The sequence below is a fragment of the Cohnella cellulosilytica genome (assembly GCF_042431195.1).
Lineage (GTDB): Bacteria > Bacillota > Bacilli > Paenibacillales > Paenibacillaceae > Cohnella > Cohnella cellulosilytica.
In genome coordinates, this window is record NZ_JBHMDN010000005.1 from 25492 (window position 1) to 49487 (window position 23996).

Genomic DNA, 23996 nt, shown 5'->3' on the forward strand with positions numbered 1-23996 from the left:
AAGGCTACTGAGCAGAGTTGCTCAGCAGCAAATCCGCGATCAAGTCCATCTGGGCGGAAATGGAGATCGGGTCGAAGTAGTAATATTGCTTGACGTCCAGCTCGATGACGCGATTTTCCTTCACGGCCTTAAGCCCTTTCCATACGGCGCTGCCCTTAACGACATCGAGCGCGACTCCCTCCGTGGAAACGAACAGGTAGTCGGCGTCCTCGGCATAATCGGGCAGCTTCTCGAGCGGCAGCTCCTGAAGGATTTGCGTGCCGTTGTCGATGACGTCCTCCTTGATCTTGGCCGGATATTGCAGCTTCAGCCCTCTGTAGATCGGCCATCCTCCGCGGCCGTAGTTGTCGCCGAACACGGTGAACTCTCCTCCGTTGCCGTCGAAGCGAATAATGGCCGCTTTGGCGTCGCTGGCCAATACGCCCTCCAACTTGACGCGGGCGGCCTCCGCTTTCTTCTCGAACTCCTCCAGAAGCCGGGCCGCCTCGTCCGGCCTGTCCAACAGCTTGGCGATTTCTTCGGTCTCCTGATAGACGGTACGGCCGCCGTCGTACGGAATCAGCACGGAAGGCGCGATTTTGGCGAACTGCTCGTAGTCCTCCGCGTTATTGCTGTTCATGATAATCAAATCCGGCTCCAGCGCGGCCACCGCTTCCAGCGACGGCGGGCCTCCGACGTCGGTGACTCCCGCTTCCTGCTCTGCAAGGAACGGGCTGCCGCCCCACCAGGTCAGATTGGCTCCGACCGGTTTCTCCCCGAGCGCGAAAAGGATGTGATGATAATATAAGGCGACGATGCGCTGCGGATGCGCGGGGATTTCGACGTCGCCGTTAACCGTGCTGACGATTCGCGTCCCTTCGCCGTCCGCGGGGGCGGATGCCGAAGACGAGGGGGATGGGGATGGCGTCGAGGACGGAGAAGCGGCGGGGGATTTCGAGGGACTGGAGGAACCGCCGTTTCCGGCGGAATTTCCGTTCCCGCATGCGTTGAGCAGCATGGCGACGACAAATAGCAGCACAGCGGCGATGGCTGTCGGCTTGCGAATAGCTTGCATAGTTCAGACTCCCTTGTCTAAGTGATAATGATTCTCATCATATTATAAGGAGGCTGCGGAAGGTCAACAATGGAGGATTCGGAGCAAAACAAGCCGACTTGCCGTCGAAACGCGAAATTCATGCAAAAGCTCCCGCGGAAAAAAGCCGGAAGAACCCCTGTTGGAATATTCGCTTCTTAATTGAAACCTCGCGCGCGAACCCACGTATTATTTTCCTGTATGAGACTTGCCCAACCGAATAGTCAGACTCCAAAGGGGAGTAGCTGTACAATAAAAGTCGTCAATACGAGAGCGCCCGCTCTCCGGCTTTATTGGCATTGCCGAAACGGTGCTGTTAGCGAGACCTTTGTCCAACGAGGCGAAGGTCTCTTCGCGTTCTTTGGGAAGAATATGCGGCAGGTTCATCTCACTTCTTCGTTCAAGGGGGACGGGTTAAATGGATTTCGGATTGCTGATGGAGTACGGATGGGTGCTGCTTGTATTAATCGCGCTGGAGGGGCTGCTGGCCGCGGACAATGCGCTTGTTCTGGCCATTATGGTCAAGCATCTGCCGGAGACCCAGCGCAAAAAAGCGCTCTTCTACGGGCTGGCCGGAGCGTTCGTGTTTCGCTTCGCCTCGCTGTTCGCGATTTCGTTTCTGGTGGATGTGTGGCAGGTGCAGGCCATCGGCGCGATCTATCTTCTGTTCATCGCGGCCAATCATATTTTCCGTAAGGTCATCGTGAAAAAAGGGGAACAGGAAGCGGCGGTCAAAAAGGAAAGAAAGGCGTCCGGTTTCTGGATGACGGTGTTCAAGGTCGAGGTGGCGGATATCGCCTTCGCGATCGATTCGATTCTGGCGGCGGTCGCCCTGGCCGTCGCGCTGCCGACGACGTCCCTGCCGCGGATCGGCGGGATGGACGGCGGGCACTTCATCGTCATTTTCCTGGGCGGCTTCCTCGGTCTGCTGATTATGCGATTCGCCGCCAACCTGTTCGTCAAGCTGCTGGAAAGCCGGCCGTCGCTGGAAATCGCCGCGTTCGTCATCGTCGGATGGGTCGGCGTCAAGCTGGCCGTTCATACGCTCGCCCATCCGTCGCTGCACGTGATCCCGCATGAGTTTGCGGAATCGACCGGCTGGAAGCTGACCTTCTACGCCGTGCTGCTGATCATCGCCTTGAGCGGCTGGTTCCTGTCCGGCAAGAAGAGCAAGGACAAGGAGTCCGCCAGCGCGGCCTGATCGCTCATCTCGCGCCTTCTCCGCGTTTCTTCGGTTGGCGCGGCGCGCTGTAGGACGTGCCAAGCTGTCCGGCGAACCGTTCGAGGCCGGCCGCGATCGCCCGGGCCATTCGCGCGTCTTCCTTGTCGACGCCGTCCTCCCACCACCAATTGTGGAAGGCGAGCGGCGCGCCCTTCCGGTGCTTGACCGGATCGAAGCGGGCGACGATCCGGTCTCCGTAGACGACGGGCAGCACGTAATACCCGTATTGGCGCTGGGCGGCCGGCTTGTACACCTCCCAGCGGTATTCGAAACCGAACAGCTCGCGAATCAGGTTGCGGTCCCACATGAGGTTGTCCAGCGGGGCGAGCACGCTTGCCCGTTCGTTCGGGCCATCGTCCGCGACGGCCCGCTCGAGAATGGGTCTGTCCTCGCTGCGCACATACAGCGGATGCGCTATCCCTTCCACCCGGACGGGGACGACCCGCTCTTCCCGGACAAGCGCCGCGAACGCCTCGTTCCGTTCCCGGCTCTTTAAGCCGCGAATGCCGATCCAGGCGTCGCTCGGCCTGTTCCACAGAAGCCCGACGCTGCCGATGCGCCTCGTCACAAACCAGGCGTAATACCGTTCGTCCGTCGCGAACGGATCCTCGGCGGCTCTGTAGCGCTCCGGAATCAGACGCTCCGTCAGATCGTAATATTTGCGCGTATGCGATTTATGGTGAATGCCGAGCCGCCCGGCATGGTACATCGCCTCCAGCGCGGCGCGGGACAGTCTTGTCGGTCCCCACGCCCAGTCGACCTTCTCGTCGTCGTCCAGATCGCCCGAGCATAACGGACCTCTGCCCGCGATTTCGCTGCTCACCCGCTCGACGATCGCTTCGTTGTTCCTGCACCACGCTCCGTGATGCTCCCGCAAGCGGGATAAGCTCGGCCAGTCCTCGACGGGCAGAATCGACATGCATTTGTCCCAGTAATCGACCAGTCTGCGATCCTCGTACAGCAGCTCCGGGAGCATAGCGGGCTCGAAGTCCTCGACTTTGGAGCGGAGCACCAGCTCCGGATTGGTGCCGACGACGTTGAGGGGATCGTATTGAATACAGCCGACGCGGCGGATGTAAGCCATGACGCCTTCCTTGCCCCGAAACTCGAATTCCCCGCTTAGGCCGTGATACAGCAGCAGAAACCTGCGCGCCTGCCGCTTGGATATCGAGATCGCAAAATCCTCCTTATTCGTCTTCATATCGGCTCTCTCCCGTCTCCTCTTTCTTATGCCGGGCTTTGCGTTTGACGCTTTTGGCGGGCCCGCGCGCGATAGCTTGCTCCTTCAACGTATTCGCCTTCATGAGCGGATTTTCCTTCGGGAATTGCATTGTCGGGCAGCCCTTGCTACACTGGCAGTAGGTTTCGGGGAGGTGTCGGAGTTGACCCATTCCATGCGTTTAAGGTAATGCCGGAATGATCTCGCGGCTCGGCCGTTTTTTTGCGAAGGCGGCTTGGGTTTATTTGCGTCTCATTTTTGACATGCTTGATCAACGAAGGGATGGTTCTCTGTGTCGACCCATTGGAAAAAATATTTCGCGATTCTGTTCACCGGACAGATTTTCTCTATTCTGACGACCTCCATGGTGCAGTTCTCGATCGTCTGGCATCTGACGGCCACGACGCAATCGGCCGTCGTACTGACGTTGGCCGGACTGGTCGGCTTCCTGCCGCAAGCGGTTCTCGGTCCGTTCATCGGCGTATGGCTGGACAGATGGAACCGCAAGCTTACGATGATCGCGGCCGACGGCTCGATTGCCTTGTTCAGCCTCGTACTCGGCTTATACTACTATTTCGGCGACCCCAGTCTGGAGTTCGTCTATTTGATTTTGCTGATCCGTTCCGCCGCCTCCGCCTTCCATGCCCCCGCCCTGCAGGCGGCCATCCCGCTGCTCGCTCCCGAGGACCAGCTGACCCGGGTAGCCGGCTGGCAGCAGATGGTGTTCTCGGTCTCCACGGTCGTCGGTCCCGCGCTCGGCATCGCCGTATACTCGGCCACCTCGCTCGGTCTCGTGCTGTTCCTGGACGTCGCGGGCGCGCTGATCGCCAACCTCATGCTGCTGTTCATCCCCATCCGTCAGCCGAAGCCGGCGGGGCAGCAGGCTCCCCATTTTCTCAACGAGTTCAAGCTGGGGTGGAAAACCTTCGTCCGGGCGCGTCCCGTCGTTATCGTCACCGCGGCGACCGCGATTTTCAGCGTCGTCTTCATGCCTCTGGCCACGCTGTTTCCGTTCATGACGCTGTCCCATTTCGGGCGCGGGGGATACAGCGCCAGCCTGATCGAGGCGGTATTCAGCATCGGGATGATCCTCGGAGGCTTGCTGCTGGCCGTCGCGGCCTCCAAGCTGAAGGATATTACGTATATTTGCTGGAGCCTGGTCGTCATCGGTCTCGCGTGCCTGGGGAGCGGGGTCATCGGCCCCGACGCGTTCTTCGTCTTCGCCGTCCTGTCGTTTGTGATGGGAGCGGCCTCTCCGTTCTTCAACGGTCCCTATATGGCGATGATCCAGAAGGCGTACGCGCCGGAAATGCTGGGACGCGTCATCTCGCTGGTGACCAGCGTCATGCTGCTCGCCTCCCCGATCGGCCTGCTGCTGGCGGGCCCGCTCGTCGAAAGGTACGGCATTCAGCCTTGGTTTTTCTGGTCGGGGGTCGTGACGGTGCTGACCGGCCTTCTGCTGATGGCCGGCTTTAAGAAGCTGCAGGCGGATCAGCCCGCCTCCGAGGCTTAAATACGCTGCTTGACCGGAAGGGGCTGTCCCATAGGCCGGGCAAGTGGCTTTGAATCAATAGACCGCAAAGGGGGTTCTCCTTGCGGTCTATTGATGATCTCCGGCAAGTCCGCCTCGGGACAACCCCAGAAATAGTTTAACCTCCGCTATAACTTTACCCGTGCTCCGACATGCGATTCCTTCGAACCTTCCGGCTCCAAAATCGGTCGAAGCCGCCCAGTAACGGCCTGTCAGACCGCTAAAAGCGGACAGCTGCCCGAATTGGCTTGCGTAATGGCTCCCTGACCGCTAAAAGCAGGCAGTTGCACAAATGGGCTTGCCGGGCCGTAAAGAGGGGGAAGTGAGTAGGGGGTTCGCGACTCCTTCGAGTTCACGTATGCAAATTGGTCGGTCACAGAAAAAAAGATAATGATAATCATTATCAAATAGGGTAAAGTACAGGTAGAATTCATCGGCTGCGGCCACTATTAAAGAGGGTAGGATAGAGGAGTGCACATCGCCATGCCGTTCAGTCTTTCAGCCCCTGTTCCCGAATCGCCTGCTCCGCACCCTTTTGCCGTTCCCCTGCGGATTACCGGATTGGCCGAATATGCCGAATACGAGGCGGTCGAGCGGACCGGGTCCGTTCCGGGACGCTCCCAGCTCCTCGTCGTATGGGGAGGAAAGGGAAATCTGCATCTCTACGAGCAGCCTCATCAAGCGACACGCGGATTTGCGCTGCTCGGCCGCCCGGCCTCGCAGACCGTCGGGTTCGATCCCGATACTTCCCTCCAGGGCATCCATATCGAATTCATCCATTCCCCGGCCGGCTCCGCCGACAGCGGCCCCGCTCCGGAATTCGAGATGGTTCGGCGCTGCCCGATCGGCTGTCTGAGGCTGGCCGCCGAGCTGTACGCCGCCTGGAGGGAGCGGTCGGACGAAGCCGAGCCTTACCGAGTGCAGCTCTTGTTCGGCCGCTTGCTGTCCGAGCTTCACCGGGAGCTGGCGGCAGCCCGGACGTCGTCCGGGGACTGGCTGTCCCGGGCGGTTCGGTTCATCGAAGCCCATTACAACGAGGATCTGACAAGAGAGCAGTTGGCGGAGAGGGCCAGCGTCAGCCCCGAGCATTTCTCCCGAATGTTCCGCAAGCATACCGGCCGCACCTTCATCGCTTACTTGACGATGCTGCGGATTCGCAGCGCCCAAAGCCGCATGCTCATGGACAATACTGCGATGAACGCGCTGGCTCCTCAAGTCGGATTCAAGGAAGGTCTGTATTTGAGCCGCAAATTCAAGGAGGTCGTCGGGATGTCCCCGACCGCCTTCAGGCGCAAGCCCAAGCGAATCGCCGCGCTGAACCTGAATCATACCGGCATTCTGATGGCGCTCGGCCAAACGCCCGAGCTGGGCGTCTACACTTCCTGGCTGGAGCAAAACAAAACGCCTGCGCAATCCGGTGTTTCGCTGAATCCCAACGGGCACACCCCGTCCAGCTTGTACGATACGGTGGCCGAGATCCGTCCTGACATGATCATCCATTACAATACCGCCGCCGAGAACAGAAGCCTGCTTCCGCTTGCTCCCGTGATCGCGCTGCCGTTTCGCACGATGAGCTGGCGAGAACAGCTGCTCGTGATCGCCCAAATGCTGGACAAGCGGCGGGAAGCCGAGCAATGGCTGGCCCGTTACGACGAACAAGTCGAGCGGATCAACCGAGCCTTGGACGAGCGGCTTGGCCACAGAGGCACCGCCATCGTATGGGAGATGGCGGGCGACAAGGCGTACGCGTGCAGCGGCAGCTATGGAAGAGGCGCGCACATTCTGTACGGGGACCTCGGATTTCGGCCTCCCGAGCGGGGCGGGTTCTCCCACGGCTACGTGGAAACGACGATCGAGGAGCTGCATGCGTACCCGGCCGATCATATTTTCATGACCGGAGCGCCCTCCTGTCCGAAATCCCGCCCGTACCTTCGGCGCCTGCTCCGCTCCCCGCAATGGTCGGACCTGGAGGCCGTTCGCAACCGGCGGCTCTATTGGCTGCGGGAGTCCGTCCTCTTCTGCGGCTACGATCCGCTCTCCACGCAAGCGCAGTTGAACCTGTTGGCGCGCCAACTGCTGCCTGATCACAAATTTGCATGAGCAAATATCATTTCTGCCCGTAGTCGAACGAACGGATACCCTGTATAGTTTCATTGAGAATCATTATCACCACATACAGGAGGGTATCCGTTTTGCCGCATCGCTTTGTCACCTCGCGTAAAATGACGATAATCGCCGTCATACTCTGTCTCGCGTTTCTTGCCGCCTGCGGATCGAACAATGCCGCTCCCGCCGCGTCGCAGCCGCCGGCTTCCGAATCCGCCGGGCCTTCCGCTTCGGAAAGTCCGTCCGCGGAGCCGGAATACAGGACGATCGACACCGTGAACGGCCCCGTTCAAATTCCGGCACACCCGCAGCGGATCGTAGCGGAAGAATATTTGGGCAGTCTGATCGCCCTGGACGTTATTCCGGTCGGAGCCCCGGGCCTGTCGCTGCAAAATTATTACTTTAAGGAAGCTCTTGCCGGCGTGGCCGACTCGGGAACGTACGGCTCCCCTTCCCCCGAAGTGATCATGAGCCTGAACCCCGATCTCATCATTACGGGGAACAAGGACGTGTACGAGACGTTGAGCAAAATTGCTCCAACAGTAGCGGTTCCCTACGGAGAATTGAAGAACGCCCACGAGGAACTGACCTTCTTCGGGAAGATGCTTGGCAAGGAAAAGGAAGCCCAAGCATGGCTCGAGGAGTACGACCGTCAGATTGCGGAAGCCAAAGCCAAAGTCGACGCGGCGATTCCGGCCGACGCCTCCTTCTCGATCCTCGAGAGCGCCGGCAAATCGATCTGGGCATACGGAGACAACTTCGGCCGAGGCGGGCAGCCCGTCTACCAGGCTCTGGGCCGTAAGCCCCCCGTAACGGTGGCGGAGCAAATTATGGAGAAGCAGTGGGCGGAAATTTCCCCGGAGACAATCGACGAATACGCGGGCGACTACATTGTGCTGACGTCCAACGATCGCACCTTGGAGGATTTCCAGAAGGACCCGATCTGGAGCAGCATCCCGGCAGTGAAGAACGACCGTCTGTACGTCTGGCCGGAGGAGCGTTCGTGGTATTACGATCCGATCGCGGTGCTTGCCCAGACGAAAGAGCTGGTCGCCTGGCTTACGCAGGAACGGTCTCCCTGATTGCTAAATGCAGGCGGCTGCACGAATAATGGGCCAGCGTAGCGTAACGGTAATTCCAGAGCAGCTGCGCGACTGGCCGAAATTACCGCCAGCTTCCGCTTCGACGATACCGGGCCGCAAGCCGAGCACAGGTCAATGAAGGGTTCGCAAGCCCTCATTGACTTTTTGGCATAGGCGCGCTAAGATTAGAGCGTTCATTCTAATTTAGGGCGAAGATAGTCGACAGGAGAAGGTTCGCATGTTCGAGAAATACAAAAAGACGAAAAAAACGATACTGGAAACGACGCTTAAGCTGCTCAGCGCCAACGATCTCCAATCGACCTCCATGTCCCTGATCTCCAGCGAATCGGGGATTTCCATGGGCAGCATCTACAATTGCTTCTCGGGCAAAGAGGACATCGTCAACGAGCTGTATACGAGCATCGTCGATCACCAGACGGAGATCGTGCTTCAGGGCTTCCATGACAGCGCGGATATTTTCGAACGTTTTCGGACCGTATGGCAGCGGGTTATCGAGACGAGCGTCGATTACGCCGACGCATTCCGGTTTATGGAGCAATACTCGCTCTCGCCCTATATTTACGAATCGTCGAAAAAAACGGCCTACGAGAACAACTGGTGCGCTCCGTTGTCCGTCCTGTACGCGGAGGCGATGGAGAACGGCTTATTCAAGCGCGGGGATGCGAGATTGATGGTCCAGATGCACTGGGGAACCATCGTATTTCTGGTCAAGGGGCATCTTCAAGATCAGCTTGAGCTCACTCCCGACGTGGTCGATATGGCCATTCATTCCTGCTGGAACTCCGTCAGCACGGCAAAAGCCTTTTTGCCGTAGCTCCTCTTTTTTTCGCCCAAATTAGAATGAGCGTTCACTACATTTTCAGAAACAGAGGAGAGATTCGAATGTCGAAAACAGTGTTCATTACCGGCACAAGCACGGGTTTGGGAAAGCTAACGGCGATCCGATTTGCCGAAATGGGGTGGAACGTGGCGGCGACGATGCGTTCGCCGGAGAAGGAAACGGAGCTTGCGGGGCGCGATAAAATAAAATTGTTCAAGCTGGACGTAACGGACGCAACTCAGGTGCGAGAGGCCGTAAACGGCGCGATCGAAGCTTTCGGCAGGATCGACGTCGTCGTCAACAATGCCGGAATGGGCGTCTACGGTGCGTTGGAGCTTGCGGAAGAGCAGGCCATCGACTGGCAATTCGCCGTTAACGTTCGCGGGCCGATCAACGTCATTCGCGCGTTTCTGCCGCATTTCCGGGCCAACGGCGGGGGCATGTTCATCAATATCAGCTCGCTGATGGGCGTCGCGACGGCCGCCCCTACCGGCTCTCTCTATAATATGTCCAAATTTGCGCTGGAAGGATTGACCGAGGGGCTGTATTACGAGCTAAAGCCGTTAAACATCGAGCTGAGATTGATCGAGCAAGGAGGCTCCGCGGGCAACAACTTCTTGAAAAACACCGTCTGGAGCGCCAGCGAGGAAATCAAGGCTTACGATGACGTTACGGCAAAAGTGAAGCAGAGGTTCGAGCTCTCGGCCAAGGAGCCCGCCGACGACCCGCAAAACATCGTCGATGCGATCACCAGGCTGGCGACGGGAGAGAGCAAGCAATTCCGCACCCCCGTCGGCAAGAGCACCGAGGAGCTGATCGCCTTCCGGCAATCGGTGCCGATCGAGCGGTATCTGGAGACGATCGCCGCCGGTTATGGCTTGTAAAGGCTCGGAAACGTCGAATACACCGCCACTCCGCCTTCTCAGCGCGGGCGGTGTATTCGACTCCTGCGTCCCTTTTTCCCCTAGTCCGCTCTCTCCTGCAGCTTTTTCCACACCGTCTTGTTGCTGTACTGCTTCGTCGAGCTGATGTCGGGACCGAACCAGTCCGGCGCCTGGAACCGCGTCGCCGCTTCTTCCGAATCGAACTCGATCTCCAGCACTCTGAGCTCGAGCTGGTCGTACGTATCGATCTCGACGGTCATTCCTCCCCATTCGGCCGTCGTCCTTACCTTCGTCAACGGAATCGCTCCGGAAGCTTTCATGAGCTGCTCGTACAAGCTTTCGGAGATCGAATATTCGATCTCCTCGCGCACGAGGCCGTTGCCGTTCTTGAACGTATGGGTGAACTCCAGCTCGCCGGAGGCCAGATCCTTGATCTTCCGGACCCTCAGCTCCTGAGTGTCGTCAATCGCCAAATAGGTTTGCTCGATCCGCTGTTCCTTGACCGAAACAATCGCTCCCTCCCGCACCAACGAATCGGGAAACTCCGCCAACAGAAACTTTCTCTCAATCTCCAATGCCATCTATGCCAGCCTCCATTGCGTTTTGCGTCCTGCTCACTCGCGATAAAACAACTATACCCGTTCCGGCGGGCAAGGAAAAGCAATTGTTCGCGACGCGGTCGCGTCCGGGCCCGGCCCGTGAACGACGGAGGGGCTAACCGTTCGGCCAACGATAAGGCGGGGCGTATCGAAGCATCGCATGAAAGAGCGCCGCCCACTGATCCAGCGATAACGAGGCGACCGCCTGCTCGCGCATGACCTTGGCGTTCTTGAACGCCGTACCTAACTGAACCGAAGTAAAAATCCCCTTAAACGCATCCGCCGCCATCCGCTTTGGCTCGCTTAACGCATAGGCTGCGAATGCGATGAATCTTTTCCCCTCTTTAGCCGGGATCCGCGGACAACGTCTGCGGACAATTCGCACAATCGCCGCATCGACGCGCGGAGGCGGGGCAAAGTGCGTACGGGGCACCGTCGCTCTCATTTCGAAATCGAAGATCATCCTCCACTTCAACAGCCGCGGATCCAACGTCTGGTGCTGCGTGAACCTTCGAGCCGCTCCCTGCTCCAAAATGAAGACCCCTCTTTGAAAGGTCTTCCCCTCGGTGCCCAGCAGCTTTTCCAGGATAGCCGTCGTGATGGCAAACGGAAGGTTCGCCACTACGCAGAACGGCCCCGCGGGCAGCCGCACTTCTCTGATGTCATCTTGGATAACCGTGATGCGGGGATATGCCGCCGCTTTGGCGCGCAGGATATCGGCGAAATCCGCGTCTATTTCCACCGCCAACACTTTGCCGGCTTTTTCGGCAGCCGGGAAGGTGAGGACTCCCTTGCCCGCTCCGATCTCCAGAACGGTATCGGTCGGTCCAAGGCTCGCCGCCTCTATCAGCCGTCGGATCGTTCGCGGATTGTGCAGCAGATGCTGACCCGTAAAGTTGGGCCCCGATTTACATTTTCTTATCGTCCGGTGTTTCTTATTGTGTCTGCGCATGAATAGGTTCCTCCCTGGTCGTCGAATAACAAAAAACCGCAGGCGTATGCCTGCGGCGGAACAACGATACCGGGGAAAGAGCGATTGCGCGCATTCGAATAAACCATGATCCTTGAAGCGCCAAGGACGACAGTTGAGCGGATTTCAATGGCAAGGACGGATAAACGTCCCCTTAACGGGAACGCAAAAAAGAGACAGACGCGCTGTCCCCAATGATCCGCCTACGCGGCAGGATATCCTAAAATGGGCAGTCCGATTCCGTTTTGCTCCGCACGCAGGCAGAGCCTTTGTTCACTATTTAGTTAGTGGCACAAAGCGACAAAACGCAATCTGACATAATCAATAACACCCATAGAAGGACAACCCTCCGTTCCTTGAATTGAAGCTATTGTAGCACAGGGTTTGCCCCTTTTACAATGTTGGGGGGTCTGTTGGCCCGGATCAACCTAGTGCACCCACTTGTCGGAATGGTACGCTTTCATGAAATCCAGGAACCGCTCAAGCACGGCCACTCCCTTCGTCTCCGCCTCTTGGGCCAGCTTCAGTCAATGAATCGCTTGCTCGGCCGTCGCCTCCTCCTTGGGAGTGCCGCCCTGGGGAAACGGGAACATCGCGCGCAGCTCGGCGAATGCGGCGGCGACCGCCTCGTAATGCTCCGCGGCTTCCGCCGCGAATTCCCGAACCCGACGCTCCACGGAACCGGTGCCGTTCCATTTGACGACCAGCTCGCGCAGGAATTGCGCCGCGAATTCGCGCGCGTCGGCGACTACTTCGACGTTGTACGCATTGCCCAGTTCGTCCGCTTCCCGCTTCTCCATCGCTTTAATCCACGCCTCGTAGCCGGCCAGCCCCATGCTGTAGCGCCCTTTGAATCTGGCGTTCCACTCCCGCCCTCTCGCATGATCGACGATCATATCGAGCGCCATTCGCAGCATCTCGTACTTGGAATGCGGCAGACTCTCGCTGATCGTAATCACGAACAGCACGCCGATCTTTGGGTCCGCAAATTTGGCATAGGAGATCGTCCCGTCCTGCGACAAATCCTTGGCATGGAACAGCTGTTTGTCGTCGTCGTATCCGTAGATAAGCCCGAATTCCGGAATGAACAGGTCGAACGCGATCGCGGGAACGCCCTTGTCGAGAGTCTCGTGAATAAGCGCCAGCGTTCCCTCCACCTGCTCTGGAGTCGGCGGAGCGGCCGCGTCCCCAAGTTGCTGATAAAGCCCAAATTGCACAGGTTGCGGCGGAAAATATACCCTCCGGGAAAAGAGGTCGGCCCGGCAATATGAATCTGCTTGGGCTCGATGTTCATCCGGAAAGGTGTCCCGTCAACCCCATGACGTCCACCAGGGACAGATGCTTCTTCTCGGTATAGCCGACCGCGCCGTATATCGCGTGGGCGGCCGATGTCCACGTCTCGTTCCAGTTCGTCTTGCGCTCGATCGTCATCTTGGTTTCCTCCTGCGGGATAGGTTTGGGGCGCCCGGTCAAGGCGGAGGAGCCAGCACTCTGCGGCGCGGCAATCCCTGTTCCTCGCGCTTGCGAACGTACAGTCCGATGGAGACGCGGATGCGCTCCTTCCGGACTTTGGCCCGTGAGCGGGAAAGGCTGTTATAGATGTTGGCCGTCGAGGTGTCGAACAGCTTGGCGATCTCGGCGGGCGGAAGCTCGCCGAAAAATGCGCTTCGAAGATGGCCCGCTCGCGCTTCGTCAGAATGTGCAGCAGCTCGCGCAAGCCTCCCAGCATTTCGTACCGCAAGTAGCTCGCGGAAGGATCGCCGAGGCTTTGCGCTTCTTGCGCCGCCGCCGTCTGCAGACGGAAGAGCAGACGGTCGATGTTCGTCCAATCCGTCGAAGCTCCGTCGCCGCCGGAATCCGAATAGTCGTCCGCGCCGCCCGCTCCTCCCGCGAGCCCGGAGAACGGCTGCTCCTTCGCATAAGGACCGCCGCGCCGCAGCTTCAGCAGAGCCTGATTCCGGACGATTCGGCGAAGCCATGGCCCGAACTTGCCTCCGTCCATCAAGCTGCCGAGATGGATGAAGGCGCGGATAAGCGCGTCCTGCACGACGTCCTCCGCCATATGCGGGTCGCGCACCATCCGGTTCGCAACACCCAGCGCCTCTGCCCGATACTGACGAACCAGCTCCCCGAACGCTTCTCTGCTTCCTCCTCGCGCCTGCTCGATAAGCTCGCGGTCCGTAGCTCTCGGAAATCTCTCCGCCTGTTCTTCGTCCTCTCTCTCCAGCCCGATCACCGACTGTCGCACGCTCCTCTGAGCCTGTATGGGTCCCCACTCCTTAAGACACCGCAAACGGAAGAAATCTATCATCCCTCCACCTTTCATCCTGATTTTACCATACCGGCTCGTCTTCCGGACTCTATTTCGCCGCCCCTTGCCCTATCCGCAGGAAGCACGAAACGACGGGTTGTCCCATTCGAAGAATGGCATGGGGATATATCTCCTTCCGCATAAGGCGCTTCGCCCTGCAGGAGATATATCCCCATGTTTATAAATTGATCATTCCATGTTGTTGCCCGCTAATGACTTATGGGACAGCCCCTTGTCGAGCCGTCTTGCAAGCGTCTGCGCCGCAGAATCAGTACGAGAATTTCTCCCAAGGACCGATAGCGGCACGGTTCGCGATCAGCGCGTCGACGCCCGCGTTGTCCGCGCAGACGTACTGGCCGTTCACGACGGCTTGCAGCGAGAACGTGCCGTCGGAGTTGGCGATCCAATTAAACTTCTGCGCGCTGCCGATCGCGGTCGCATCGGCGATCAGGCTCGCCGAAGACGAAGCGGTGACGTATCTGTTATTGATCGTCGCCCGAAGCGCGACCGCGCCGCCTCCGGCATCGACGACGGCGAATTGCTCCCAGGAGCCCGCCGTGGCGCGATTGGCGATAAGCGCGCCCGCTCCGGCGTTCTCCGCGGTCACGAATTGGCCGTTAACGACCGCCTTGAACGCGATCGTCTGACCGACCGGGGCATTGGAGCCCCCTCCTCCTCCTCCGCCTCCTCCCAACGTTATCTTAAACGAGGAAATTGTGTTGTCGTTGCCGGTGTTCGCCAGATTCGGATTGTCGGACGTGAACGTCCACGACGGACCGTCGAACGCCCCGTCGCCGTATGCGACGACGGTATAGCCGGAAGGCACCCGGATCGACGAGATGCTGTCGTTGGCGATGCCCGCTGCCTGCATCTGCGCAATCGCGTAGTCGCCGACGCCGAGCGTTACGCCTATGCCTCCATAGTTGGCATCCGGATAGAAGGTGACTCCGGAGGCGCCCGTGACAATGACCTTGATCGACGAGATCGCGTTGTCGTTGCCGGTGTTCGCCAGGTTCGGATTGTCGGACGTAAACGTCCACGACGGACCGTCGAACGCTCCGTCGCCATAGGCGATCACGGTGATGCCCGCCGGCACCCGGATCGACGAGATGCTGTCGTTGGCGATGCCTGCCGCCTGCATCTGCGCGATGTTGTAATCGCCCGGAGGAAGCGACACCATCGTGCCTCCGTAGTTGCTGTTCGCGTAGAAGGTCGGCATCGGGCCGGAATACGGAGCGGAGCTGCCCAGCGTACGCTTCACGCCGTTGACCGTAATCGCCTTCGCTCCCTGATTCGCCGTGCCGTTCAACTGCGAATAAGAGTAGCTGCCGAGCGGCTTCGACGTCCGCTCGACGACGTAGACGGCGTTGGCCGTTGTCGCGAAGCTGAACTCGCCGCTCGAGCTCGTCGCCACGATGGCGTTGTCGGACAGTCTTCTGACCTGAGCCTGCTGCGTTCCCCACGGGTTGACGACCGTCGCCGAGTTGCCGTACAGGCTCTTGATCCCGACGTACTTGGTCTCGTTCGCCTCCCTCTCCGAGCTGACGAGGAAGCCGCCGCTGGCCAGCAGCGTAAACTTCGCGTTCATGCTCGAATCGGAGGGCAGCGCAGGGAATACGCGGATCTTGTCGTTGTAGCTCTGCAGCAGCGATTCGTTCATCGCCAGGAGATGGACGCCGATATACTCGAATTCGCCGTTCGTATTCGTCGTGCGGCCGTTCGGATAGTCTTGGTATCGCTGAATCATCATCCGCATGCCCAGGTAGGCCTCGTCTCCGAGCCCCAGCCTGGCCGCCTGGATCGGGGCCGGGTCCCATACGTTGTTGCCGCCGTAAGGATACGGCCGATTATTATAGTTGTTGATAAGCATCTGCTGATCCGGCGCGCCGATGCCGCTGACTCCGTACGGCCAAGCCAGCTCGAGGATAACGTTCTCGTTGTTGCGGTTCTGCGAGAGCGGCGGCGAATGAGGATAGTACCTCGACGGGTTGTTCGGATCGACCGGGTACGCGACGAGGTTGTTCAGCACGTTCTGCCATTGCGAACGAAGCGCGCTGTCGACGCCGAGCTGCTGGCTGACCTGGATCGCGGCCGGGAACAGCGCCCGGACGGCGGCCAGATCGGTGATCGCGTTCTGGACGTCCCAATGCTGCTCGTGCGCGTTGGACGAAGCCATATAATATTTGCCGGTTCCGCTGTTGTAGCTCAGCTTCGCCGCATAAAATTTGGCGGCTTCCTTCATGAACGGATACGCGGTGTTCGACAAATACGACGAGTCGTTCGTGTACTTGTACTGCGCGTACATGTTCAGCGCCGCCTCCGCCGCGGTGGACAGCGTATCCTGCGTATAGTCGCTGTTAATCGTATGGCGCGCGTTGCCGTCCCAGCCCATCGTCTCCGGCACCCAGATGCCGTCGATGCCGTAGCGGGTCATCGTATACGATTTCAGCGCATTGAAGTTGCGGCTGTACAGGTTGTTGAAAATACGGACCATATCCGCGTGGTTCGAGGCGAGGAACGAATGGTAGACGTCGCGCTGGTTCCAATACCAGTACGCATGGCTCCACTTGCCCGCGTCGGTGTCGTTGACGCCGCTGAATACGCCGTTGATGAAGTGGTTCGGATAATTGCCGTAACCACCGGCGGCAATCAAATATGTGCTTAAATAATAGAAGCTTTCCAAATAGTCGGCGTCGCCGGACGCGTTCGAATATTGGACGAACGACTTGTTCCAGAAATCGTGCCACCAGTTCTTGAAATTGTTCAGCGTCGCCGCGTAGCCGGTGTTCTTCACGTTCGTCAGCAAGCTCTTGGCTTGCGCGACGGAGTCGTTGCCCGGCGCGTTCAGACGGCTGGCAACGGCGATCCAGATCGTGTAGCTGGAGGCCGGCGAGATGTTCAGCCGCACTTTGTTGCCGCCGACGTTCTGCGTCGTGAAGCTTGCGCCTTCGACGGTAGCGGCCATCGTGTAGCCGAACTTGTTCGGGTCCGTCTGCCCGCGGCTGAAGCCGGCGACGGTCGGCTCCGCGAAGACGGACACCGTGCGCCACGTGTTGAGGTCCGGCACGTCGCCGCCATTGTTCAGCGAGCTGACGTCCCACAGACTAAGATCGAGGGAGACGCCGGACAAGCCCGTTCGGCTATCCTCGACGTGGATGCCCATCACTTCGGAATTGGGGGATCCCATGATTGTAATCGTCCGGTTGTTGTCGTACTTCGTCGTGACCAGTCCGTCGTACAGCGAGAGACGCTGCTGGTAGCTCGAATAATTCGAGTCGAAGCCCGGGCTGCTGTAGAGATTGACGAGCCCTTGCGACGCCCAGCCGTGCTGCGAAGCGTCCACGCCTTGAAGCTGCATCGTCAGTCCGCCGGCCGTGTTCCACACTTGCGCGCCGACGCGGCCGTTGCCTGCCGGAACGCCGCTCTTGGGCTGGCTGATCGGCGCGTTGAACACGAGATCGTGCTTGGAAAGGTAGGATGCGTAATCGACGTTTAACGTGCCCGTTCCCGTGTTGAACGAATGCGAAGTCGGACTGGCCCCCGCCGTGCCCGCGAAGAAGCAGGAGAGCAGCATGCCGCAGGTAAGCGTCAAAGACAGCCAACGGCCGGGCCGGGTATTGCGCGCGTGATTCATTACCTTTTCCTCCTTATCGATGATGGTTTCGCTGCCTTGCCTCATTCGACCCGCAGTCTTTCAAAAGCCGCTGCCGCCGCACCTCCCTTTCTCTCATTTTCATGGACGCGCCTTCATCTTACCCTCTTCCGCAGCGCCAAAAAATTGATTTTTTTACTTTTATATTTGAAAAATATCTGTTAATTCGAACGTTTCGATTCCACGGAGCAAGGAAGCCAAGAACGACAATGGAAAGTTTAATAATGCCTCACTACGAAACGCGCGAGCTTGGAGTATGCTAGGGGTGATTCCCAAATTTACATTATTATCCATGAAGATGGCGGGAGAGGAGGCGAGGGACGATCGTCCGTGCCGCGGACTTGGACCAGGTGCGGAAGCACGCAAGGATTCGGCGGAAATTCAATAGCGAGGAGGCAAATTGATGAGAAAAAAGCCTTGGAATGTGCTGCTGTCGGGGACGATGGTCCTGTCCTTTTTCTTCTGTCTTATTTCCCCGTCTTCGGCGGAGGAGCCCGCCATGTCAGGCAATCCGATATTTACGAGCATGTTTACGGCCGACCCTTCCGCGCACGTGTGGAGCGACGGACGGATTTACGTGTACCCGTCGCACGACATCTTCCCTTCGCGCGGCAGCGATTTGATGGATAAGTACCACGTCTTTTCTTCGGACAATATGGTGGACTGGGTGGACGAGGGCGAGATTCTGCGCGCCGACGACGTCCCCTGGGGACGGCCGGAAGGCGGCTTTATGTGGGCGCCCGACGCGGCTTACAAGGACGGAACCTACTATTTCTATTTTCCGCATCCCAGCGGTACGAATTGGAACAATACGTGGAAGATCGGCGTCGCGACGAGCGACAAGCCCGCCGCGGATTTCACCGTCCAAGGTTATATCCAGGGACTTCCCGGCAGCAACCTGATCGACCCGAGCGTCTTCCGCGACGACGACGGATCGTACTATCTCTACGCCGGAGGCGGAGCCGTCAGCTACGGCGCCAAACTGGGCGCCGACATGATGTCGATCGACGGTCCGCTCTTGCAGTTCACCGAGCTGGAGGACTTCCATGAGGCTGCGTGGGTGTTTAAACGGGGGAGCCTGTATTACCTGATGTACGCCGACGGCAATCCGGGAGCCAATCGGATGCGTTACGCGACCAGCAGCCATCCGCTCGGGCCTTGGACCAATCGCGGCGTTCTACTGGACCCGGTAAGCCATAGCGAGACGACGCACGGATCGATCGTGCAGTACAAAGGCCACTGGTACCTGTTCTACCATGACGCCAAAGTCTCCTCCAACGGCACGCTGCGCTCCGTCAATGTCGCCGAGGTGAACTTTAACCCGGACGGGACTATCCAGAAGGTCGTCCAGACGCCGGACGGAGTTGCGGCTATCGGACCGCGCTCGTACGCGACCGAGGTGAAATATTACGATCTGGTCAACGAGAACTTCGATCAATACACCCTGAAGACGGAATATGCCATGGACGCCGGCAACGTTGCCATCGGAGGCGGGGCGACCCGTTCGGGCGGCAACGTCGAAAACATGCACAACCAGGGCTCGTACATCCAGCTGTCCGGCATTGACGGCGGCGCGGGCGGCAAGGCGCTGCTGACCGTGCTTTACGCCTCCGCCGACAACGGAACGGCCTTCAAGGTGGACGCCAGCGGCGATACGGCCGGAGACGGCTATTTCCTGGCGCTGCCGGGAACAGGAGGCTGGGGCAATTATACCGGCCGCGCCAATCGGCTCGTCGACTTGAATCCGGGCGCGAACAACGTCATTAAGCTGAGCGGCGGCATGGGAGGAGCCAATGTCTCCCGCGTCATCGTATCGCTGGTTCCGGCGGCCGGTCAAGAAACGGAGTATCCGGTAACCGGCGGCAACGTAACCTTCGGAGGCGGAGCGACCCGCTCGGGCGCCAGCATTGAAAATATGCATATTCCGGGCTCCTATTTCCAGTTGACCGGCATTGACGGCGGCACGGGCGGCCAAGCGCTCCTGACCGTCGTCTACGGTTCCGCGGACAACCAGTCGACGTTCCAGGTACACTCGAGCGGGGACCCGACCGGCAACGGATATTCCCTTACGCTGCCCGGCACGGGAGGCTGGAGTACCTACACCGGCAGCGCCAGCCGCCTGATCGGCTTGAATCCGGGCACGAGCAACGTCATTCGCTTCGAGGGAGGCATGGGAGGGGCTAACGTTACCCGGGTCGTCGTCAAATTGAATCCGTAGATCTCCGGTTGCGGGAAAGAATGGAGCTCCGCGGAGTGCGGAAAATGCTTACGGCTGTCTGCTGAACCCGTTAAAAGGCTCGTGTCGATTACGAACCGACACGAGCCTTTTCATTTATTCAAACAACGCGGGGTAGATTTCCTTGGCCAATTGCTCCATTCCATCGATCGTATTGTAGCTGTATCCGAACAAATAGTTATAATCTACAACAAAAATTTGCTTATTCTTAATGGCTTTCATACTGGACAGCTTCGGATTGACATAGATTTCTTCTCTCACTTTGTCGAGATCCGTATCGTCCCACTTAGGCAGGATGAGGATATCCGGATCTTGCGCAATCAGCGTTTCGACGCTGACCTCCCCTTTTTCTTCCGCGAATACATTATCCAGCTTGATCATGCCGAAAGCGTCGTTGAAAAAGGATTCGTCGCTGGCCGGGTATACATACAGCTCTTGCGGATCGTTAGTGTGCAAGTAGGCGAACGTTTTATGATCTTTGATACTTTCCAATTTGGAAGAAATAGAAGCTTGCTTGTCCTTCAGTTCTTTGCTGAAGCGGTCCGCCTGCTCTTTAACGTCAAATATTTTCCCGATATTTTCGATATCTTGATAAATCGAATCATAGGTTCCGCCTGTAATCGAGGACTCCAGCACGTACGTTTTGATTTTCATGCCATTGAGCGCATCTACCGTCCCTACTCCCCATTCCGCATCCGCGAATAACCCGCTTCGGCCAAAGACCAAATCCGGATTTGTGCCCAAGGTGACTTCTTTTCCGACATATTCATCGCTCAGGATGTTCAATTTCGCATATTGTTCCGCTACCGTCGGGTCAGGCACGCCGAAGTTGGCTCCCACACCAACGATCTTGTCGCCGAGGCCCAGATGCAGCAAGAGTTCCGCCGCCGGGCGCGTATTGGCCATAATTCTTTCGGGCGCGCGATCGAATACTTGATCCTTCTTCTCCCAGTTCGCGCCTTCCTCTGTTCGGGAATAGTTTTGAATCGTCAGCGGATAGTGCGCTTGCGTCTCGGATTGCTCCGAGGTCTGGGGTTCCGAGCTTCCACAACCGGTTAAGAGCAGCGCAACAGACAAAGCCGTACCGAATAATAAAGTCTTTTTCATCCTGTTCTCCTTATAGGCCATAAGCAAAACCAATTCCCTTCGTAACCGGATTGGTGTAGGTTTGGCATTTTATTTGATATAGGATTTCAATGGTAGCCGAGGTCAACACTTCTTCGGGCGTCCCGTGCGCGTAAACTTCCCCGTCTTTCATCGCGTACACGTAGTCGCAGTATTGGGCCGCCATCTCCAAATCATGGAGCGCGGCCAGGACGCCGATGTTCAACTGCTTGACGATCGATAAAATCTCAATCTGGTAACGGATATCCAGATGGTTGGTCGGTTCGTCCAAAATCATGAATTTCGGCTGCTGCGCAATAGTTCTGGCCAGAATAACCCTTTGTTTCTCCCCGCCGGATAACGATAAATAGCCGCGATGCTTGTATTCAAGCAAATGGGTTCTCGTCAAGGCTTCCTCCACAATGGCAAAATCCTCTTGATTATCGGACTCCAGCAGTTTCTTGTGCGGTGTTCTTCCCAGCATCACCATTTGCTGCACGGTCAAATTAAAGCTGATTTCATTAAACTGCCCGACCACGCCCAGGTTTTGCGAAACCTTTTTTTCCGGGCTTTTCAGCACGTCTATGTCATCTAGAAATACGGCTCCTCTCTGCGGGGGCAGACTTTTGTAAATGCTTTTGAGCAAAGTTGATTTCCCGCAGCCATTCGGGCCAATCAACCCGACAAACTGCTTCTTTTTCACGTAGACCGACACATCTTTCACAATTTCCTTTTTGCCGATCCGCACTCCCATTCCCTTGGCAGTCAGCTCCATTTTCTACCCCCCAAAATTGTAACCTCTCTTGACAATCATATAGATAAACAAAGGAGATCCGATAACCGAGGTAATGATTCCGATCGGCAGTTCGACGTTGTGAATGATCGTTCGGGACAGAATGTCCGCCCAGATCATGAACAGCGCTCCCAGCAGCAGCGTCCCCGGCATCAATCTCTTATGATCGGTGCCGAAAATCCCCCTCGTAATGTGCGGGACCACCAAGCCGACAAATCCGATCATTCCGGAATAAGCAACCATCGTTCCGGTAACGAGCGCAACAACCATCATGTAGAATTTGCGATACGCGCTTAAGTTAATGCCCAGCGTAACTGCCGATTCGTCGCCCAGCAGCATCGTATTCAAGATCCGATGTTGAAATAGAAACAGCGCCGCTCCAAGCAACACGACAACCGCCATAATCGGCGTCCTATCCCAGCTTGAAGATGCCAGACTGCCCATCGACCAGAAAGTAACCGTCTTGATGCCTTCCGCGTTGTTGGCGAAATAAATGACCAGGCTGGAGAACGATCCGCATAACGCGCCGATGACAACGCCGGATAAAACAAGCTTCACGGACGTTGCCTTGCCCCCGATGCTGGATAAAAGCAGGACGGCGATCGAGGTTAGCATAGCTCCGGCAAAAGCGCCAAAAGCGACGCCCATCTGCACCAAATATGCACCGCTGCCGAATCCCACCAATATGGCAAAGGTTGCGCCCAGCGATGCGCCGGAAGAAATCCCGAGAATGTAAGGGTCCGCGAGCGGGTTTTGCACCACTGCCTGCATAACCGTCCCGCACAGCGAAAGTCCGATGCCGATCAACAGCGCATAGATCACCCGGGGCATCCTTACTTGCAAAATAATGTTTATAAAGGAGTCGTTCTGAACTTTCTCGAGCGACCCCAGCGTACCATTGGTCAAAGCGTGCAGTACGATCTCCTTGGATTGCGCAAAGGGAATGCTCACTTGTCCGATAGACACCGAATACACGACAGATAACAAAATCAGACCGATTAGCAGGAAAATAAACAGATAATAACGCTTGCCCGTGCCGAGGTTGTCCAGGTCGTCTTTACTCAACATTTCACGCTCTTCCCTAAATCTCCGTTATGTTTGATAATGATTATCATTATCACGTTGATAGTATAAGATGAGTGGCGTAAAAATGCAACAAAATAATGATTGGGAGATCGGTTTGCTCGGACATGCCAAAAAACCGCCATAGCCCTTGGGCTGTCTGGCGGCTTATTGGTCGTTCAGATGCGGCTAATCTTCTTTCCGTTGTCCTTCAGCTATTTCCTCATAAAATTGGATTGTACTCGCCGCTAAAACCAAATGCGTAATTGTTGTCGATTCGGATATAACCAAGGATGCAGCATCCTCGTTCTCTATGAACAACGCCTGAATCATTCCGGTTATCTCTGTTGCCCTCAGCGACTGTTATTTCTTGGTCATCGCAAGCTAAAACAATGCCGATATGGTCATGCGGGTCATTCGACAGCAGCTTCTCATAAATCACGATATCCCCGCGCTGTGGAGCAAACCCATCGTGTCCATCATAATAAAGAAAACCCGTTTCGGGCAGTTGAGCCCACTCTAACCAGGCGCCTACGCCAGCTAACCTGTATATCCCGTTCGGGTATCGAATCGGCAGCTGAAATCCGGCCCGCCAACAACAATGATATACAAAAGCGGCACACCAGCTGTTTTGTAATTCTTTATATACGGCTGCGTCAGGCCAATGCTTGCAGATTTCCCGATAGCGTTGATCCCCCGGCACCCCGGCTATGTTCAGTCCCGCCAACGTTTCCGCCATATCAGCCAGCTTACTGCGTCTATCCGTGTCTGGACGATTCTCGACGTCACCAGAGCTATATTTTTCCCCCGGCATATCCATGGGAATCGCCAATTCATGAAGCACATTTCTAAGTCTGGCGACATCCTGCGGAGCAGCACTGCTTGCCGAATTCTGAAAATAAAAATGCAATAAGCAGGCATCCTTGACGAGTTCCTCACATGGACCGTGAATGCTGCTTCTATCTCCCTGATGGAAGATCGCCCGCAGGAGGGTCGTCTGCTCTTCTTTGGACAAAATATTCATATCCCTTAACAGCGGCCTCACGGCCTCGGAACTGTTGGGGCCGGGAAAATCAGGAATGCCGGTTTTATAAAAGTAATAGTTGTGAAGCATCCCCGCAATGGCCGCAAGTTCCCGATCCAGCTGGCGTTTCGTCGCAAGCATTGCAGCGAAGGCAGACACTCCGTGCAGTTGAACGCATGACTCTTGTTTCCGGATCTCGCTGGGAATGGACATGATCATATCTTGAACAATGGACCGAACGCTATCCAGTCTCGTATTCGCTCTCTCTGCGCTCACCTTTTCTCCCAC

18 protein-coding genes and 1 pseudogene are annotated in these 23996 nt (G+C 57.3%); 7 read left to right on the plus strand and 12 right to left on the minus strand.

The genetic code is table 11. From position 1 onward, the window contains the following. Positions 1-4 precede the first annotated feature (4 nt). The gene (locus ACFFT4_RS01790) at positions 5-1054 is read right to left on the minus strand and encodes an ABC transporter substrate-binding protein (RefSeq protein ID WP_378044578.1); all 1050 of its coding nucleotides are present in this window, start codon (positions 1052-1054) and stop codon (positions 5-7) included. Between the two features lie 436 nt (positions 1055-1490). Between ACFFT4_RS01790 and ACFFT4_RS01795 the strand changes: the two genes are divergently transcribed. Beyond that, positions 1491-2273: a MeeY/MeeF family manganese export membrane protein gene (locus ACFFT4_RS01795; RefSeq protein WP_378044580.1), complete on the plus strand. Its 783-nt coding sequence runs from the start codon at positions 1491-1493 to the stop codon at positions 2271-2273. Positions 2274-2277: 4 nt separating this feature from the next. On the opposite strand, the gene ACFFT4_RS01800 is transcribed toward ACFFT4_RS01795, so the two are convergent. After that, positions 2278-3495 (minus strand): winged helix-turn-helix domain-containing protein, encoded by a 1218-nt coding sequence (locus tag ACFFT4_RS01800; protein WP_378044582.1) that lies wholly within the window; start codon positions 3493-3495, stop codon positions 2278-2280. Between the two features lie 310 nt (positions 3496-3805). Here ACFFT4_RS01800 and ACFFT4_RS01805 point away from each other — a divergent pair, with 310 nt between their 5' ends. From ACFFT4_RS01805 to ACFFT4_RS01825, 5 genes are all read left to right on the plus strand, one after another. Beyond that, entirely contained in the window at positions 3806-5026 is a 1221-nt protein-coding gene (locus ACFFT4_RS01805) for an MFS transporter (protein WP_378044584.1), read from the plus strand. Between the two features lie 501 nt (positions 5027-5527). Further along, on the plus strand, positions 5528-7144 hold the full coding sequence (locus ACFFT4_RS01810) for an ABC transporter substrate-binding protein (RefSeq protein WP_378044586.1): 1617 nt from the start codon (positions 5528-5530) through the stop codon (positions 7142-7144). A 92-nt stretch (positions 7145-7236) separates the two neighbouring features. After that, on the plus strand, positions 7237-8232 hold the full coding sequence (locus ACFFT4_RS01815) for an iron-hydroxamate ABC transporter substrate-binding protein (RefSeq protein ID WP_378044588.1): 996 nt from the start codon (positions 7237-7239) through the stop codon (positions 8230-8232). Positions 8233-8470: 238 nt separating this feature from the next. Next, a complete protein-coding gene (locus ACFFT4_RS01820; RefSeq protein ID WP_378044590.1) occupies positions 8471-9067 on the plus strand; it encodes a TetR/AcrR family transcriptional regulator in 597 nt (198 codons plus the stop codon). Positions 9068-9135: 68 nt separating this feature from the next. Continuing rightward, positions 9136-9957, plus strand: a complete 822-nt coding sequence (locus ACFFT4_RS01825; RefSeq protein WP_378044592.1) for an SDR family oxidoreductase — start codon at positions 9136-9138, stop codon at positions 9955-9957. An 80-nt stretch (positions 9958-10037) separates the two neighbouring features. Here the strand turns inward: ACFFT4_RS01825 and ACFFT4_RS01830 are convergent, their stop codons facing one another. The 6 genes and pseudogenes from ACFFT4_RS01830 to ACFFT4_RS01855 all read right to left on the minus strand — a co-directional run bounded on the left by ACFFT4_RS01830 (position 10038) and on the right by ACFFT4_RS01855 (position 17471). Beyond that, positions 10038-10538, minus strand: a complete 501-nt coding sequence (locus ACFFT4_RS01830) for a CYTH domain-containing protein (protein WP_378044593.1) — start codon at positions 10536-10538, stop codon at positions 10038-10040. Positions 10539-10671: 133 nt separating this feature from the next. Further along, the gene (gene erm, locus ACFFT4_RS01835; protein WP_378044594.1) at positions 10672-11508 is read right to left on the minus strand and encodes a 23S ribosomal RNA methyltransferase Erm; all 837 of its coding nucleotides are present in this window, start codon (positions 11506-11508) and stop codon (positions 10672-10674) included. Positions 11509-12053: 545 nt separating this feature from the next. Next, positions 12054-12683, minus strand: coding sequence for a hypothetical protein (locus ACFFT4_RS01840; protein ID WP_378044747.1), 630 nt, complete (start codon positions 12681-12683; stop codon positions 12054-12056). 133 nt (positions 12684-12816) lie between these two features. Further along, positions 12817-12957 (minus strand): hypothetical protein, encoded by a 141-nt coding sequence (locus tag ACFFT4_RS01845; RefSeq protein WP_378044749.1) that lies wholly within the window; start codon positions 12955-12957, stop codon positions 12817-12819. A gap of 286 nt (positions 12958-13243) precedes the next feature. Beyond that, positions 13244-13852: pseudogene (locus ACFFT4_RS01850) on the minus strand (RNA polymerase sigma factor); the annotation flags it as partial. A gap of 253 nt (positions 13853-14105) precedes the next feature. After that, entirely contained in the window at positions 14106-17471 is a 3366-nt protein-coding gene (locus ACFFT4_RS01855) for a beta/gamma crystallin-related protein (RefSeq protein ID WP_378044595.1), read from the minus strand. Positions 17472-17892: 421 nt separating this feature from the next. Here ACFFT4_RS01855 and ACFFT4_RS01860 point away from each other — a divergent pair, with 421 nt between their 5' ends. Continuing rightward, positions 17893-19707 (plus strand): family 43 glycosylhydrolase, encoded by a 1815-nt coding sequence (locus ACFFT4_RS01860; RefSeq protein WP_378044596.1) that lies wholly within the window; start codon positions 17893-17895, stop codon positions 19705-19707. A gap of 114 nt (positions 19708-19821) precedes the next feature. On the opposite strand, the gene ACFFT4_RS01865 is transcribed toward ACFFT4_RS01860, so the two are convergent. The 4 genes from ACFFT4_RS01865 to ACFFT4_RS01880 form a co-directional block, all read right to left on the minus strand. Continuing rightward, complete coding sequence (locus ACFFT4_RS01865; protein WP_378044598.1) at positions 19822-20832, minus strand: ABC transporter substrate-binding protein; 1011 nt, start codon at positions 20830-20832, stop codon at positions 19822-19824. A 10-nt stretch (positions 20833-20842) separates the two neighbouring features. Beyond that, positions 20843-21604, minus strand: a complete 762-nt coding sequence (locus tag ACFFT4_RS01870; RefSeq protein ID WP_378044600.1) for an ABC transporter ATP-binding protein — start codon at positions 21602-21604, stop codon at positions 20843-20845. A 3-nt stretch (positions 21605-21607) separates the two neighbouring features. Beyond that, a complete protein-coding gene (locus ACFFT4_RS01875; RefSeq protein WP_378044601.1) occupies positions 21608-22690 on the minus strand; it encodes a FecCD family ABC transporter permease in 1083 nt (360 codons plus the stop codon). Between the two features lie 217 nt (positions 22691-22907). Continuing rightward, positions 22908-23984 (minus strand): CHAP domain-containing protein, encoded by a 1077-nt coding sequence (locus ACFFT4_RS01880; RefSeq protein WP_378044603.1) that lies wholly within the window; start codon positions 23982-23984, stop codon positions 22908-22910. Positions 23985-23996 lie beyond the last annotated feature (12 nt).

Coding starts and splice junctions, on each gene's coding strand:
- ACFFT4_RS01860 (WP_378044596.1), top strand. CDS start 17,893: ATGAGAAAAAAGCCTTGGAATGTGCTGCTGTCGGGGACGATGGTCCTG.
- ACFFT4_RS01825 (WP_378044592.1), top strand. CDS start 9,136: ATGTCGAAAACAGTGTTCATTACCGGCACAAGCACGGGTTTGGGAAAG.
- ACFFT4_RS01795 (WP_378044580.1), top strand. CDS start 1,491: ATGGATTTCGGATTGCTGATGGAGTACGGATGGGTGCTGCTTGTATTA.
- ACFFT4_RS01830 (WP_378044593.1), bottom strand. CDS start 10,538: ATGGCATTGGAGATTGAGAGAAAGTTTCTGTTGGCGGAGTTTCCCGAT.
- ACFFT4_RS01845 (WP_378044749.1), bottom strand. CDS start 12,957: ATGACGATCGAGCGCAAGACGAACTGGAACGAGACGTGGACATCGGCC.
- ACFFT4_RS01790 (WP_378044578.1), bottom strand. CDS start 1,054: ATGCAAGCTATTCGCAAGCCGACAGCCATCGCCGCTGTGCTGCTATTT.
- ACFFT4_RS01820 (WP_378044590.1), top strand. CDS start 8,471: ATGTTCGAGAAATACAAAAAGACGAAAAAAACGATACTGGAAACGACG.
- ACFFT4_RS01800 (WP_378044582.1), bottom strand. CDS start 3,495: ATGAAGACGAATAAGGAGGATTTTGCGATCTCGATATCCAAGCGGCAG.
- ACFFT4_RS01865 (WP_378044598.1), bottom strand. CDS start 20,832: ATGAAAAAGACTTTATTATTCGGTACGGCTTTGTCTGTTGCGCTGCTC.
- erm (WP_378044594.1), bottom strand. CDS start 11,508: ATGCGCAGACACAATAAGAAACACCGGACGATAAGAAAATGTAAATCG.
- ACFFT4_RS01810 (WP_378044586.1), top strand. CDS start 5,528: ATGCCGTTCAGTCTTTCAGCCCCTGTTCCCGAATCGCCTGCTCCGCAC.
- ACFFT4_RS01870 (WP_378044600.1), bottom strand. CDS start 21,604: ATGGAGCTGACTGCCAAGGGAATGGGAGTGCGGATCGGCAAAAAGGAA.
- ACFFT4_RS01875 (WP_378044601.1), bottom strand. CDS start 22,690: ATGTTGAGTAAAGACGACCTGGACAACCTCGGCACGGGCAAGCGTTAT.
- ACFFT4_RS01855 (WP_378044595.1), bottom strand. CDS start 17,471: ATGAATCACGCGCGCAATACCCGGCCCGGCCGTTGGCTGTCTTTGACG.